Annotated in this window: 13 protein-coding genes; 7 read left to right on the top strand and 6 right to left on the bottom strand. The window is 62.6% G+C overall.

All coding sequences use genetic code 11. The annotated features are described in order from the left end of the window. Positions 1-61 precede the first annotated feature (61 nt). The gene (dapF, locus tag BLT42_RS09270; protein ID WP_233342416.1) at positions 62-871 is read right to left on the bottom strand and encodes a diaminopimelate epimerase; all 810 of its coding nucleotides are present in this window, start codon (positions 869-871) and stop codon (positions 62-64) included. Positions 872-1,062: 191 nt separating this feature from the next. Here dapF and BLT42_RS09265 point away from each other — a divergent pair, with 191 nt between their 5' ends. Continuing rightward, a complete protein-coding gene (locus BLT42_RS09265) occupies positions 1,063-3,192 on the top strand; it encodes a prolyl oligopeptidase family serine peptidase (RefSeq protein WP_233342413.1) in 2,130 nt (709 codons plus the stop codon). A 78-nt stretch (positions 3,193-3,270) separates the two neighbouring features. Here the strand turns inward: BLT42_RS09265 and BLT42_RS09260 are convergent, their stop codons facing one another. From BLT42_RS09260 to BLT42_RS09250, 3 genes are all read right to left on the bottom strand, one after another. Then, positions 3,271-3,795, bottom strand: a complete 525-nt coding sequence (locus BLT42_RS09260; protein ID WP_091770015.1) for a DUF1254 domain-containing protein — start codon at positions 3,793-3,795, stop codon at positions 3,271-3,273. Next, entirely contained in the window at positions 3,792-4,349 is a 558-nt protein-coding gene (locus tag BLT42_RS09255) for a DUF1214 domain-containing protein (RefSeq protein WP_176780313.1), read from the bottom strand. Before BLT42_RS09255 ends, BLT42_RS09260 begins: the two co-directional genes overlap by 4 nt. An 89-nt stretch (positions 4,350-4,438) precedes the next feature. Further along, a complete protein-coding gene (locus tag BLT42_RS09250; protein WP_091770011.1) occupies positions 4,439-6,136 on the bottom strand; it encodes a hypothetical protein in 1,698 nt (565 codons plus the stop codon). Between the two features lie 168 nt (positions 6,137-6,304). On the opposite strand from BLT42_RS09250, the gene BLT42_RS09245 reads away from it, so the two are divergent. From BLT42_RS09245 to BLT42_RS09230, 4 genes are all read left to right on the top strand, one after another. Then, positions 6,305-7,015: a response regulator transcription factor gene (locus tag BLT42_RS09245; RefSeq protein ID WP_091770084.1), complete on the top strand. Its 711-nt coding sequence runs from the start codon at positions 6,305-6,307 to the stop codon at positions 7,013-7,015. 10 nt (positions 7,016-7,025) lie between these two features. Further along, positions 7,026-8,648: a stimulus-sensing domain-containing protein gene (locus tag BLT42_RS09240; RefSeq protein WP_091770009.1), complete on the top strand. Its 1,623-nt coding sequence runs from the start codon at positions 7,026-7,028 to the stop codon at positions 8,646-8,648. Positions 8,649-8,715: 67 nt separating this feature from the next. Further along, entirely contained in the window at positions 8,716-9,123 is a 408-nt protein-coding gene (locus BLT42_RS09235) for a PTS sugar transporter subunit IIA (RefSeq protein ID WP_091770082.1), read from the top strand. 17 nt (positions 9,124-9,140) lie between these two features. Continuing rightward, the gene (locus BLT42_RS09230; RefSeq protein WP_233342411.1) at positions 9,141-9,395 is read left to right on the top strand and encodes an HPr family phosphocarrier protein; all 255 of its coding nucleotides are present in this window, start codon (positions 9,141-9,143) and stop codon (positions 9,393-9,395) included. Between the two features lie 34 nt (positions 9,396-9,429). On the opposite strand, the gene BLT42_RS09225 is transcribed toward BLT42_RS09230, so the two are convergent. After that, the gene (locus BLT42_RS09225; protein ID WP_091770006.1) at positions 9,430-11,175 is read right to left on the bottom strand and encodes a prolipoprotein diacylglyceryl transferase; all 1,746 of its coding nucleotides are present in this window, start codon (positions 11,173-11,175) and stop codon (positions 9,430-9,432) included. 229 nt (positions 11,176-11,404) lie between these two features. Between BLT42_RS09225 and BLT42_RS09220 the strand changes: the two genes are divergently transcribed. After that, positions 11,405-11,848, top strand: a complete 444-nt coding sequence (locus BLT42_RS09220) for an energy transducer TonB (RefSeq protein ID WP_176780312.1) — start codon at positions 11,405-11,407, stop codon at positions 11,846-11,848. Positions 11,849-12,049: 201 nt separating this feature from the next. Beyond that, a complete protein-coding gene (locus tag BLT42_RS09215) occupies positions 12,050-14,533 on the top strand; it encodes a sensor histidine kinase (protein ID WP_091770002.1) in 2,484 nt (827 codons plus the stop codon). A gap of 25 nt (positions 14,534-14,558) precedes the next feature. On the opposite strand, the gene BLT42_RS09210 is transcribed toward BLT42_RS09215, so the two are convergent. Next, positions 14,559-14,879 (bottom strand): 2Fe-2S iron-sulfur cluster-binding protein, encoded by a 321-nt coding sequence (locus BLT42_RS09210; protein ID WP_091770000.1) that lies wholly within the window; start codon positions 14,877-14,879, stop codon positions 14,559-14,561. Between the last annotated feature and the right edge of the window lie 5 nt (positions 14,880-14,884).

Raw genomic sequence — 14,884 nt, 5'->3', positions numbered from 1 at the left:
AGCTGGATGCTTGATAGTATTGGTTTTATTCTCGCCAGAAAGTTACTTTTGCGACATCCCGTCAGTGCCAGGGTTCGAGTTCGATCTCGCCCTCATCCTCGACAGGGCCGGTGAGAATGACATGGCCATCGCTCTCACGCCACTCGACGAATAATTCGCCGCCATCAGCGCTGATCCTGGCGCTCCGCCCCGCCAGGCCCCGGCGATGGGCGGCGACGAGGGCGGCGCAGGCCCCGGTTCCGCAGGCGGGCGTCAGTCCGGCACCGCGCTCCCAGACCCGCAGGCGGATATGTTCGGGATCGTGGATCTGGGCGAAGCCGGCATTGACCCGCTCGGGGAAAACCGGGTCGAACTCGACCTCGCGCCCCAGCGCCGCAACCGGCAAAGCCTCCAGATCGCGCACGAAGAAAACCGCATGGGGATTGCCCATATTGACGGCGCCGGGATTCTCGATGCGGACGCCATCGACCTCGGCGCGGAAATCCAGACTGATCGTATCCATCGGCCGCGCCAGCGGGATGTCGCGCCAGTCAAGCCGAGGCACGCCCATATCGACACTGACCTCGCGCCCCGGCTTGCGCCCGGCCAGCAGCACGCCGGCCCGGGTGTCGATGGCCATCTCGTGGCGGCCTGTCTCTACCATCATCTGCCAGGCCGCGGCGCGTGTCCCATTGCCGCAGGCACCTACCTCGTCGCCATCCGCATTCCAGATCCGCATGAAGACATCGGCGCGATCGGAGGTTTCGAGCACAAGTAATTGATCAAACGGCCATCGCCGGGCCCATTCGCGTATGCGGCTGGCCGCAATCCGCGTCGGTGCCGGGTTGCCGCGCGCATCGACCAGGAGAAAGGCATTGCCGGCACCATTCATCAATCTTGCTCTCATCCTGCTGCGATAGCGCCGAGATGGCTTTACGTCCAGCACCAGTCCGGGCTTAACTGCGCCATAAATCGGCAAGAAGGACTTCGACGATGCGCTCAACAGCAAATAAACTGACGGCCATGACGGGCGCGCTCTTGTTGGCGGCCTGCAGTCAGCCAGCCGTGGATAATGGAGACAGTGTGACCCCTGATAATGTGGTAACCGGCGCCGGGCGTCAGATCGTGCAGATCGACCCGGACAATGATCCGCGGGTCTGGCTGGAAGAGGTCGAGGGCGAGGCCGCCATCGAGTGGGTTGAGGGGCAGAACACCCGCACTTTCGATCGTCTGCAGGGCGATGAGCGCTATCAGGGGATGTTTGACCAGGCCCTGGCCATTTATCAGAGCGAGGACCGGATTCCCGGCGGCGCCTTCTATGGCGGCTTCGTCTGGGGGTTCTGGCAGGACGCGACCAATACGCACGGTCTGTGGCGTCGCACGACGATCGAAAGCTATGTCACCGACGCGCCGGAATGGGATGTTATTCTGGATCTTGATGCCCTCTCGGAAGCCGAAGGGAAGAATTGGGTCTGGCGCGGAGCCAATTGCCTCGCTCCGGATTATGAGCACTGCATGCTCACCCTGTCTGACGGCGGGTCTGATGCTGCGGTGCGCCGGGAATTCTCGATTTCGGCCCGTGAATTTGTCGATGGCGGTTTCGAGACACCCGACGCCAAGGGCGGCGTGACCTGGATTGATGCCGATACCCTCATGGTCGGTCTGGCCACGAGCGAGGCTGACAGCACCGATTCCGGCTATCCATCCGTCGCCTACCGCTGGGAGCGCGGCACGGCGCTGGAAGACGCAACGGAAGTGATCCGTGGCGACCGGTCCGATGTTGGCCTGTTCACCTTCCGCGCCGAGGATTTCGACGGAACGGTCTATATGATGGCCTCCCAGGCCGTCACTTTCTACGATACGAACTGGTGGTATCTGCCTGCGGATGCGGCACCGGTTCAACTGCCGCTGCCGGCCAAATCCTCAATCCAGGATATTTTCCATGGCCAGCTGGTCTTTACGATTGAGGAAGACTGGGCACCGGTCGATGGCGGAGCAAGCTTCGCCCAGGGCTCCCTGCTCTCCTTTGACATCGCTGAATGGGTCGCAACCGGTGAATTGCCGACCGTGCACACGGTTTATGTGCCGCGTGCCCGGCAATCGCTGGGCGGGATGGGGTCGACACGGACGGCTTTCCTGGTCGAGATCGACGAGAATGTTGTCGGGGGGCTTGAGGCCTTCCAGTTCGCGGATGGCGCCTGGACGTCCCAGACCATCCCGGTCCCGGCCAATATGACGATCGCGCTCGGCAGCACACATCGACACGAAGACATCGCCTTCATGACTGCGGAAGGATTTCTGACGCCGGATACCCTGTCTGTCGTCAATTCCGCCGAACTGACGGTCGAGCCGATCAAATCCATCCCTGCGCGCTTCGATGCCGAAGGTCTGGTGGTCGAGCAGCTTGAAGCCGCGTCGGCTGATGGCACGATGATTCCCTATTTCGTGGTCCGCCGCGAAGACACGGTGATGGATGGCACGACGCCCACCTTGCTCTACGCCTATGGCGGATTCCAGGTTTCGATCCGGCCGAGCTATTCGGGCAGTCGTGGCCAGCTCTGGCTGGAGAATGGCGGTGCCTATGTCGTCGCCAATATCCGCGGTGGCGGCGAGTTCGGTCCGGCCTGGCACCAGGCGGGTCTGAAAATGGATCGCCAGCGCATCTATGATGATCTGATTGCGGTCGCCGAAAGCCTGATCGATACCGGCCTGACCAGCTCGCGCCATCTTGGCGTCTATGGCGGGTCGAATGGCGGCCTGCTCACCGGTGTGATGTATACCCAGCGGCCGGATCTGTGGAATGCTGTCGTCTCGGCGGTGCCGTTGCTCGACATGCTGCGCTATCACACCCTGTTGGCCGGCAATTCATGGATGGGTGAATATGGCGATCCGGCCGATCCGGACGAGGGCGCTTTCCTGCGTTCCATTTCGCCCTATCACAATGTCGACGCCAATGGCGAATACCCGGAAATCTATCTCTACACCTCGACCAAGGATGACCGGGTGCATCCTGGCCATGCGCGCAAGATGGCCAATCTGCTCGCCGAGCTGGGTCATCCCTACCTCTATTACGAGAACACGTCGGGTGGTCATGCCGCCGCGGCCAATCTTGAGGAGTACGCGCGGCGCGATGCCTTGCTCTACACCTTCCTGACGCAGAAGCTGATGGATGCCGATGAGCCGGTAACGGATGACGGCGCAACGCCGGAATAGCCCGTATGGCAGCTTGAACAGAAAACCCCCGGAGCCTGGCTTCGGGGGTTTTTCATGTCCGGTTGGCGCGGTTTGGCGCTATTGGGCGTCGCACCTGAAACTGCGCCGTTCGGCATTGGCGGCAGGGATCCGGGACGGGTCTTCAACGATCTGGCGATACAGCACCAGCCCGGTCTGCGTGGGGCTGCTCACAGCGGTCGCGCCGTCCGGGACGGGTGCGGTGCCAGGCCTGTCCAGCCAGATCGCCGGCGCGCGGCCGGCATCGCGATCGCTGAGCGTGAAGATGTTGTTGGTGCGGCTGTCATACAGGCTGATCGAGGCATAGCCGCCATTCCGCGGCCAGCGGGCCTGGATCAGCAAGGGGCCGTGTGACAGGTCAAACGGGCAGATGGAGTAAAGAATATCCGGGCTGGGCCTGACGACATTACGGCTGGCCTCCGTCACGGGGGGCGCGTGCGTCGCCGAATTGATCGCCGCGCCGCCGCTTTCCACCTGCTCCATTGCGCGGGACATGATGAAGCCGGGAATCCAGTTCAGCGTGATCCAGAATCCGAGCACGGCTGCGAGCAGGGCCGCCGCGAGGGGCACGAGGCGACGCATCATGACTGATCCTCGCAGGACAGGCGGTTGATCCGTGGCAGGGCTGCCTGTAGCGGGTCGTCACTGATTGCCGGATCGGGTTGATACAGGCGCAGCGTCAGGGCGAAATCGCCGGCATGGCGAGAACTCATCCAGTAGGCTGGCGCCTCCGGCCTTGATGCTGCGACCACAACATCCATCGAATCCGCCGCGTTTTCCGCCGTGATCGAGTGGGCATTGTCACCATTGACGGCGAGATAGTCGTCTCCGGCGTAGAGGGTCAGGCTCCACCAGCGCGAATCCGGTTGTTGATCGAAGCTGATCCGATAGGTGCAGTTTTCGCGCAGGCGCTGGCCATTCTCATCGCTCGTGGCGTTGAAATAGACAGTCTCCGAACGGTTCAGCGCCAGCAATCCCCGCCGGGCAATCGCCGCCCGCACGGTCGGGCTGGCCGCGGGATCGCCGATCAGGAGATTGGTTCTCCACGGGCCGGACGCCGTACCGCCAATCTCGAACGGGCCAAAGACGAGCAGGACGGCCAGCAATGCGCCGCCCGCCAGACCTGCCACTGCCGCCATTCCGGTTTTGATCCACATTCGAGAAGCTTAGCCGTGGTGTCGTGGCTTGGAAAGTGTGTCGAGCCGGAGCCCGCTGGAGCGCTGTGAAGCTAGGCGGCGTTGGCGCGCGGCGCCATCTTGACCAGCATGGTCTGGATCAGTTTCAGCTTCGCCCTGCCATCTTCCGTCTGCGCCTCACTCATCCCTTCAGCGGATTTGAGGTGACGCATCGCGCGTGCCTGCGCGTCGCTTGAGCACTGGCCGGTGGGAAGAGCGCCCGCAGTCGCCAGCCTGAGCAGTCCGGTCGCCTTGTCCAGCGCCGGGCGATCGCCGGCTTCCACGGCATTGAGGATCTTGCTCTCATCGATGACTTTCATGCCCAGCCCGTCGATGGCGCCGGCCAGCTCGGCCTTCTCCCGGGCGGGATACTGGCCCTTGAGGACGCGGCGCTGGTGAGCCGTGAGCGCGGCGAGCCGTTCGAGGGGTTTATTGGGGCCGCGCAGATACCAGGACAGCATATTCTGTGAACCCAGCAGCCCGTGGGCATAACCGGCCAGCTTTTGCTTGTTGGCCTCGCCGACAAGATTCTCCTCCAATGCCAGCAATCGCTCGAGTTCCTCGTTCGAGTCCGCGGCGCCCTTCAGCAATTCATCGATTGTTTCCGGATGAAGCAGGCGCGCCGAGCGCGCTGCGAACGCCTTGATCAGGGCATCTGTCGGCAATAGGGAGTCGGGGCTCATGACCAGTTTCTGGGCCAGTTCCCGCGCCAGACGAAGTTCGCCGGGCAGGCTTGAGGGGCGCAGACGTTTGGGCCGCTGCAATTCGGTCAGGAGAGATTGGGCGACGACGGCGCGGCAGGCATCCATCTCGCCCTTGCCGATGCTGATCGTCAGGCGTTTGCAGACGTTTGGCGCGAAATTGATCGCATCCGCGCCCTCATCGCCGTCAAACAGGCAGGCGAGCCGCTGAAGTGTCTCGCCCAGATCGCGGCAAGACCCCAGCAGGGCGGTCATCCCGGCGTCGAAACTGATGACTTCCGCCGCGTAATTATCGATTTCAGTCAGCGCGAAATCGCGCACCGGGCTATCCTCGCCAAGCGTCCCGGCCATATCCATCAGGGCCTCGAGCTTGTCGCTGTATCGCTTCGCCGACTTGAGCCGGGCTGCCATCGCAGATCGCAGCAGATAGGCGCGCTGGTCACCCGCATGGATCTCGTTGACGATATCCTTGAATGGTTTGGAGTCCGGGTATTCCGGCAGGCGCTGGGCGCGGGCATCCTGGTAGATCCGGGTCAGGGCCTGCTGGATCAACTCGTTCAGTTGTTTGACATAGCCATGGACATTCGCATCGCCATCCTTGGCGCTGGCGATCGCGACTTTCTGGACCGCATGCTGGAGGTCGGTGCCGGACGCTTCCAGTTGCTCAACGAGGTCAGGCCGGTGGAGCAATTCCATGGGCAGGGCCTGCAAACGCTCGAACCAGGCGGTCAGGACGCGGCGTATCGTGTCGCGGGCGTGGGGCTTGGAGAGGTCTTCCGGTGTCAGGCAGGGCAGGGTGGCGGTGCCGTTCTTGTCATCATCTTCGGCGAATTTCTCCTCGCCGAGCTCGCAGATCGGGACTGACCGGAAAGTGCGCGCTTCCTCGTCATACACTTCCTTGGTGACCCGGACGGAGCCGATCTTGTTCTGGGCGAAGATATCGTGCGCGAGCCGGATCGCCATTTCCCGGTCGTTCTGGGCCTCATGCAAGGTCCAGGCGGCCTTCCGATTCTTCTTCACGAAGACTTCGTAATGCGTGTCGGCAGCCATTGGTATCCCCGGAATATTCAGCCTGAGACTGCGCCAATAGGCTTAAAAGCATATGAACCCGACGCATTCAGGCGGTTCCTGCTTGGCGTGTGGGTGCTGCCGCGTCTATTCTCCCCGTCGAACGGCAGTATTCGGCATCCGGTTCACGGTGCAATGGGCGGAGATGGCATGGCTACAATTGCGCTCGTCGATGACGACGAGAACATCATTACTTCGGTTTCGATCTTTCTCGAGGGTGAGGGGTATAATGTCCGAACCTATAATGACGGCGCGTCTGCGCTGGTCGCGCTGACCGAAGATCCGCCGGATCTCGGAATTTTCGACGTCAAGATGCCGCGCATGGACGGGCTCGAATTATTGCGGCGGCTGCGGCAGTCCTCGAACCTTCCCGTTATCTTCCTGACCTCGAAGGATGACGAGTTCGACGAAGCGCTTGGCCTCAATCTCGGCGCTGATGATTATATCGCCAAACCCTTCTCCCAGCGTCTGCTGGGCGAGCGGGTCAAGGCGGTGTTGCGCCGTGCCCGGCTGGCATCTGAGCCTTTGACCCTCACCGGAGGAGAGCCCGGCGATGCCAAGCCGCTGGACCGGGGCAAGCTCCTGCTCGATTCAAACCGTCATGCCTGTTCCTGGGTGGGTGAGCCGGTTCGCCTGACCGTGACGGAATTCCTGATTCTTCAGGCATTGGCCACGCGCCCCGGCTATGTGAAGAGCCGCGATAATCTGATGGACGCGGCCTATGACGATCAGGTTTACGTCGATGACCGGACAATCGACAGCCATATCAAGCGCATCCGGAAGAAGTTCCGCGAAGTGGATCAAGAGTTTGATTCCATCGAAACCCTCTACGGCGTGGGTTATCGGTACAAGGAAGATTGATGTAGCCGACATGCGCGAGACTGTCAGACGCATCCGCGCCTTCCTTCGTGGCCTCGCGCCGCGGGCGTCGTCGCGTCTGGCACAGCTCATCCTGATGGCCAATTTCGTCGCCCTGGGCGTGCTGGTGGTCGGCATGCTGGCGCTGACCGAGACGCGCCGCGGCCTGGTCAATGCCAAGCTGGACTCGCTGCGAAGCCAGGGCGAGCTGATCGCCAATGTGCTGGCCGAAGGGGCGTCGGACGGAATTCCGGCCCCGGCTCTGCGCAATCACGATGCCCGCGCGCTGTTGCGCCAGCTCTATGTTCCGGCGGAGGCGCGTGTTCTGGTTTTCGACAAGGGCGCAAGCCTGGTCGCCGACAGCCATTTGCTTGCCGATGTCTTTGAAACGTCCGAACTGCCCCCGGCCGGTGCCGATCCTGCCGGGGAGGGCGAGACGAGTGATGCCCTGCCGGTGCGCCTGCTCGACGGGTTCGCGGACATCCTGCGTTCGCCCGAGGAGCGCGCAACCCTGAATCGCGATCTGCGTGATGAAGTGCGCCAGGCAATTGCCGGGGGGATTATTGCGGGCGTCCGGCGCGAGGCCGATGGCCGGCGCGTGGTCTCGGTCTCCATCCCGATTCAGCATGTCCGGGCCGTGGTCGGGGTCGTGACGATTGAATCCTATGATCTTGACCGCCTGATCGATGCTGACCGGCAGGCCTTGCTGCCTTTCATTCTGATTGCGGCTCTGGTGACCGGCATGTCCTCGCTGGCGTTGACCGTTTTCATCGCGCGGCCGATCCGGCGTCTGGCGCGTGCGGCCCATGAGGCGCGGCGGGCCGGCGGGCGGCGGGTCAAAATGCCCGATCTGGGCGCGCGCAATGACGAGATTGGTGAACTCGGTGTGGCGCTGTCGGAGATGACCGATGCGCTCTATGACCGTCTCGATGCGATCGAGAGTTTTGCCGCCGACGTTGCCCATGAGCTGAAAAATCCGCTCACATCGATTCGATCGGCAGCTGAAACCCTGCCCAAGGCGAAGGATGATATTCGGCGTGGCCGATTGCTCGCTGTCATCACTGCCGATGTCGCCCGTCTGGACCGGTTGATCACGGATATTTCCCGTGCCTCCCGCGTCGATGCCGAGCTGGCGCGCGAAGATGTCGGGCCCTTTGATCTGGGCGGGCTGCTGGCCAGCCTCGCCGAGGCCTATAACGAAACATCGTCGAATCAGACGCCGGTTCTGTTTGAGAGTCAGGTTCGCAATAGTCGGGTGCTGGGCCGTGAGGGGCCATTGGGGCAGGTGTTCCGCAATTTGATCGACAATGCCATCACCTTCAGCCCGCAGGGCGGCAAGGTCTATGTCACCGCCGTTCGCGGCCAGCGTGAGCCGCGCGAAACCATGCTCATAATGATCGATGATGACGGCCCCGGAATTCCAGAGGAAAATCTCGAAGCTGTGTTTGACCGTTTCTATACCCAGCGTCCGACAGGCGCGGCCTTCGGGACGCATTCGGGATTGGGACTGGCAATCTCACGTCAGATTATCAAGGCGCATGGAGGCCGCATAACGGCCAGCAACAGGCGCGATGTGACAGGGGCCTGCCTGGGCGCGCGTTTCACCGTCGAGCTGCCGGCGGCACCCGCTCACTGACAATCAAGCTGCTTGTGTTGCAAAAAGACGCTTCCCCGCGGGGCCAAGCCGCGATTAGATGCTTCGCATGATAGGAGTTGTCGTCGTTAGCCATGGCCGTCTGGCCGATGAATTTGTCGCCGCCACAGAGCATGTGGTCGGGCCGATGGATGCGTTTCTGGCTGTCTGCATTGGGCCCGACGACGATATGGAGAAGCGCCGGGCTGATATCCGGCAGGCGATTGCCGATGCCGACCGTGGCGAAGGCGTGCTGGTTTTGACCGACATGTTTGGCGGCACGCCCTCCAATCTGGCGATCTCGCTGCTCGAAGCGGGCAAGGTCGAGGTCATTGCCGGCGTCAACCTGCCGATGTTGATCAAACTGGCCGAGGCGCGGTCACGCGCCGATCTCGATAGCCTGGCCCGCATGGGCGAGGACGCGGGCAAACGTTATATCGCGATTGCGTCCAATGTTCTTGAAGGCTCCGGCAAGTGAGTCGGTCTCAGCGCCGCGTGACTATCTGCAATAATCGCGGCCTGCATGCCCGCGCTGCGGCGAAATTTGTCGAGCTGGCGCAGAGCTATGATGCCGTCATTCACGTCTCGCGTGACGGCGAGACCGTGAATGCAGATTCAATCATGGAATTGCTGATGCTGGCGGCCAGCAAAGGGTCGGAAATCGGTATCGAGGCCACAGGCACCCAGGCAGCGGAAGTCGCCGACGCGCTGGCGGAACTGGTCGAGGCCGGTTTTCACGAAGAAGACTGAGCTTCCGGGCAGCGCTACCTGACCGCCCGGCTCGTCAGTCTGTTTTCTCTCTGTCGACTTCGACTTCCGGGGCGCCTGGCGCAAAATCACCCGTGGCGGATTCCATCATCGGATCATGATCATCGTCGATCATCGGGTCCTCAATGGCGGCAGTTGTGCCTGTGTCCTCGGATTCTGCTTCTGCTTCCGGTGCGGCTGCGGCCATCTCCGGTGCTTCAACGGGTTCACTTGCCAGCGCGGTGATCGCCGGGGCGGCCATCTCGGCATCGGCCTGTGGTGTTTCAGTGAGCGCCTCGACCGCTTCAATGGCAGGCTCGACCGTCTCTGCAGGCTCGGCCGCTGCCACAGGCATTGGCGGCGGGGCGATTACGGGCATTGTGCGATCTTCATCAAGCGGTGCCGCAGCGGCAGTGGCGTTGAGGCCGGCCCGCTCGGTATCGCTGATCGCCGCAGCAGCAGCGACGGCTTCCAGGCTCGGCAGGTCTTCATCGTCCGCGCTGGTGTCCGGCTCTGGCCCGGCTTCAGATACGGGCGCGGCATCGGTCACAGGTTCGGGTGTCGCTTCGGCTGCGTCGGCCGGATCGGTCGCAGCCTCATCAGCTGTGGCGATCGGCGCGTTGTCAGCATTGGTTGTTTCAGGCTCTGAGGTCTCAACCTCAGGCGCTTCAGCTTCCGCCAATTCGGGCTCAGAGCTATCGAGCTCCGGGGCTTCGGCATCGTCGGCTCCGGCGACGACCTCACCATTGGCCGCGCTCTGAGCGGGTTCGGCGGCGGTGCTCACCTCGGCGGCAGTGTCCTCATCAGGCGTAAGTGCGGGTTCTTCGCTGGCGTCATCGCCTTGGGCGACGGCCGAGGCCGCGGCAATTGCGGTCGCGGCGACAGCGGCGGCCAAGGGCTCGGGGCTTGCCGGCTCGGCGCGTGCCGGTTCCAGCGTGCGAACACCCTCTTCAGGCGGGTGACGCAGGACATATTCTGCCAGACGTTCGACCCGGGCGTTGAAACGCCCACCATCGCGGACGCGATTGATGAAACCGCCAATGATGAAGAGGAGAACAGCGCCGCCAATCATTAGCAGGGTTGCGTCCGGGCTGCCGAGGATCGCGCCGGAAACAACGCAGAGGAGGGCCAGGGCCGGCACGTAGAGGAGGCGCCAGGAGCGTGCGAAGAACGCGACCAGTGAAAGCGCCGCGGCGGCGAGGGTCAGGCTCCATTCGGTGAGCTGTTCCATCGGCACAAAACCGAGCGCAGCAATCGCATCGAACAATCCCGATGCGAGGGCCGTTTCCATCCGCCAGCTTGCAAGCCCCGGCATCTGGGCGCCGAGTTCGGCGAAGATATCAATCGATGGCACGCTGGCCATCATCGAGCCGTTCAATTCGGTCAGGAAACTGTGCAGGGCCGGCCATGCTGCGGCGATGGCAGTCAGCGCGAGCGCGAGAACCGACAGCCACCAGTTCAGTGTCCGTGTGACCCCTGAGCGCCCCAGAATTGTTGTCGCATCGGGCGCGGCGCGCATCCAGACATTCCGGGAATGATTGATGATCGCGACCGGGCGTGAGCGCCGGTTCGGTCCTGACTGCACGCGAAGCACGGTCGCTGTATCGCCTGCGGCCAGGGCGCTGGTGCGCTCATCCAGCCGGACATCATGAACGACGCCGTCGCCGTCCGTGACGCGGCCAGTGCCGGCGTCGGAACTGGAAACCTCACCGGAAACAGTGATGAAATCGATCCGGCGTGAACCAAAGGACTGCCCGGCATGGGCGGTTGGCAATTGCGACATAACTCAACGCACCTTGTAAAACACTTGGCGGACAGGGCTTTGTGCCAATCCGGGCCAATCAGCGGTAACTTCTGATTAATCTTACAAGTTCGGTGCCGGAAATAGAACCTGTCTTGTGATGAAGTTTATATAAGGTTTGATCCGTGTGGCGTGGCGGCCTGGGGAAGTGGGGCCCGGACCGCTGCGCGTGATAATTGCGCCGGCGATGGGGCACGCTAGCTTGGCGCCCATGATGCGCTGTCTCCTGGCTCTGTTTTGCCTCTCACTCACCGCCTGTTCCTCCCTGCCCGGAGGATTGCCTGCGCTGTCCGGTCAGCGCGGCGTGTTCCGGCCTGTTGATACCTATCCAACTCCGCCCAATGTCGACCTCATGATCGGCCCGACGGATTGTCGAGGATCGACCCTGGCCGCGCTCGATGCGCCGACCCCGGCTTATCCCGGAGGGCCGTATTCGCGCGGCCGCCAGGGATGGGTCGTCGTTCGTTTCCACGTTTATTCTGACGGTAGTGTGCACCGTGCGCGGGTTGCGCGGGCCGTGCCCGACGGGCCGTTCAACCGCGCCGCAACGCGCGCCGTGTCCAACTGGCGCTTCCGGCCGCTCGAAGGAGTTGAAGTGCTGGAAAACTGCGTCGTGATGTTCGAATTCCGCGCTGGCGAAGTCCAGATTCGCTGATCCATGCCGGCGCTTGACGGGCGGGCAATCCCTGGATGTCCGGGGCTTATGCACGGTTATTGTTCGCGATTTCGCGAGGATCAAATAAGTTATTAAGAGTTTTGCGGTCGCAGGCATCGCCGCCGAGTCCCCGCGCCGTTATCATACTGATTCGTGCGGACCTCGAAATACGGGGGTGAGATCCGCCACAGGGCGAAATTGATGACCGGACAGACCTTCCAGATCGTGACCCTGATCGTCACACTCGGCGCCGTGGCGTTTGCCTTCGCAACAGGGATGTGGGCTTACCGGCTGACCGCTGGCGCGCGTGCCGCACAGACTTTATGGCGTCGCCGCACTTCTGACCTGGAAGACAAAATTGCCCGCGCAGACAGCGTCTTCGGTGCCCATCCGGGCCTCGTTCTGGTCTGGGACGAGCCGCCTTTCGACGAGTCCGACACAGGCTGGGGCCATCCGCGCATTTTTGGCTCGCCGGTGGCGCTGGCCTCGCTGCTGCGCTTCGCCGAAGCCAGTGACGGGCCGGACCCGGCCAGTACGCTGATGGAAGGCCTCGCCGATTATGAAGCGCGTTCAGCCGGTGGTGACGAGACCACATTGCGACTGCGCTTCCAGGAATTGATGCAGCAGGGCAGCCCCTTCTCCCTGACCATATTGGGGCCTGGTGGCCGTTTTCTCGAAGTTGATGGCCGTGCGGCCGGGACGCAGCTGGTCGTCTGGCTTTCGGATTCCACTATTCGTGGCCTTGAGGAATCTGGCGCGCGTGGCCGGGTTGAAGAGGCCCAGCGTCTGGTCAGCAAGGACCCGATGGCCTTCCTCGACATGTTGGGCCGCGCCCCCTTCCCGGCCTGGCGCATGAATGCGACCGGGCGGTTGGAATGGGCCAACCAGGCCTATGTCAACGCGGTCGACGCCGAGACGATTGACGAGGTCCTCCACAAGCAGACCACGCTCGATGCGGCCATGGCCGAGCAGGCTGCCAAAGCGACTGCCAAGGCCGATGTTGTTGGCGATACCCGCGTCATTGTCGTCGGCGGCCGGCGCCGGGCAATGCAATTCCTTGTCTTCCCGGTTTCCGGTGGCGCAGCGGGCTTTGCGCTCGACGTCACGGAAGGGGAGGAAGCGAAGAATGATCTGTCGCGCTTCCGGCGTGCTCACGACGAAACCCTCAACCACATGGCCGAAGCCGTGGTTGTCTTCGACCGTTCCAAGCGGACATCCTTCCACAACACGGCTTTCTCGAAATTGTTCAAGCTCGACGAGGCCTGGCTCAATGACCGGCCGGGCCATGGCCAATTGCTCGACCGCATGCGCGAGAAGCGCCTGCTTCCGGAACAGGCCGATTTCGCGGAGTGGAAGGCCAATGAGCTTGCCCGCTACGAGCTCGCCCCGGGCGATGAGACGCCGGACGAGTTGTGGCCGGTTCCTGATGGCCGAACCTTGCGCGTGGCCCGTCAGCGTCACCCGCTAGGTGGCCTCATGCTGATCTTCGAGGACAAGACCGACGAACTGGCCTTGAGGGCCCGCTACAACACCTTGATCAATGTCCAGCGCGCTACCCTCGACAAGCTCCACGAAGCGGTCGCGGTGTTCGGCGCCAACGGCCGCCTGCAGCTCAATAATAATGCCTTCGAGCAATTATGGGGTTTCGATGCCGAAGAGCTCGACGGGCAGCCCGATTTCGAGACGGTTGCCGAAACCTGTGCGGCCCTGTTTGCCGACGACCGGGTGTGGAATGATATTCGTGGCCGGGTCACGGATCCGAGCCCGCAAGCCCGCAAACAGGTCACCGGCGAAATGCATCGCTCCGATGATCGCGTGCTGACCTATCTGACCCGGCCGCTGCCGGATGGCGCGACCCTGATCTGCTGGGATGACGTTACCGATAGCCGTCGCATCGAAGAGGCGCTGCGCGAGCGCGCCGAGGCGCTGGAAACATCCGAGCGCATCAAGACCGAATTCGTCGAGCATGTGAGCTATCAATTGCGCACGCCGCTGACGACGATCGGCGGCTATGCCGATCTGCTCGCCCAGGGCTTTGCCGGAGAGCTGACCGACCGTCAGAAAGAGCCGATGGCCGCGATCCAGTCGGCGTCGTCCCACCTGGCCAAGCTGATCGATGACATTCTCGATGTGGCCGCGATCGATGCCGGCCAGCTCGAACTTGATCTTGGTGATGTCAATCTTGAGGACGTTGTCCGCGAGGCGGCTGAACTGGTTGCAGCCCGCGCCGACCATAATTCGGTCAAGCTGGATGTCCGCATCGAGGGCGATATCGGCTTGCTGCGGGCTGACCGCAATCGCCTCAAACAGGTCGCGATGAATCTCCTGTCCAACGCCCTGCGCCATGTGCAGCCCGGCGGCGGCATTACGATTGGTGCCCGCCGTGAAAGCGACCAGCTCACCATGTGGGTCAATGATAATGGCGAGGGGATCGCACCGGACAAGCAGGCCACCGTGTTTGATCGCTTTGCCCGCGGTGAGCGTGGCGGTGCCGGTCTGGGTCTGGCGCTGGTGAAGGATATCGCCCTGCTGCATGGCGGCTGGGTCGAGCTGAAATCAGAGCCCGGCAAGGGCACGCTGGTCGCCTGCCATCTGCCCGCCGAGGCACGCAGTATGGCAACGCCCAAGGAGCTCGACCTCACGGGTGTCGTGAATGAGGATGAACGGGTGAGCTCGCAGAGCTAGCGCGTGGCCCGGTAGGGCCAGACGGTCAGCCCTGGTGTTTCGGCATCCGGACGATCAGTCCGTCCAGCTCTTCGGTGACCTTGATCTGGCAGGACAGGCGCGAGGTTTCCGTCACGCCGTCGGCGAAGTCGAGCATGGAGTCTTCCATCGCTTCGCGCGAACCGGTTTTGTCAAACCAGGCCTGGTCAACAAAGACATGGCAGGTTGCGCAGGCACAGGCCCCGCCGCAATCGGCATCAATGCCGGGAACCATGTTGCGGACCGCGCCTTCCATCACCGTCAGGCCGGTGGCGACCTCGATGCTGTGCTCGGTTCCGTTATGCTCGATATAGGTAATCTTGGCCATGCGAC

The sequence above is a fragment of the Maricaulis salignorans genome (assembly GCF_900103475.1).
Taxonomy (GTDB): domain Bacteria; phylum Pseudomonadota; class Alphaproteobacteria; order Caulobacterales; family Maricaulaceae; genus Maricaulis; species Maricaulis salignorans.
The sequence above is the reverse complement of the archived record's forward strand: the minus strand, read 5'-3'. Positions and strand labels throughout refer to the sequence as shown.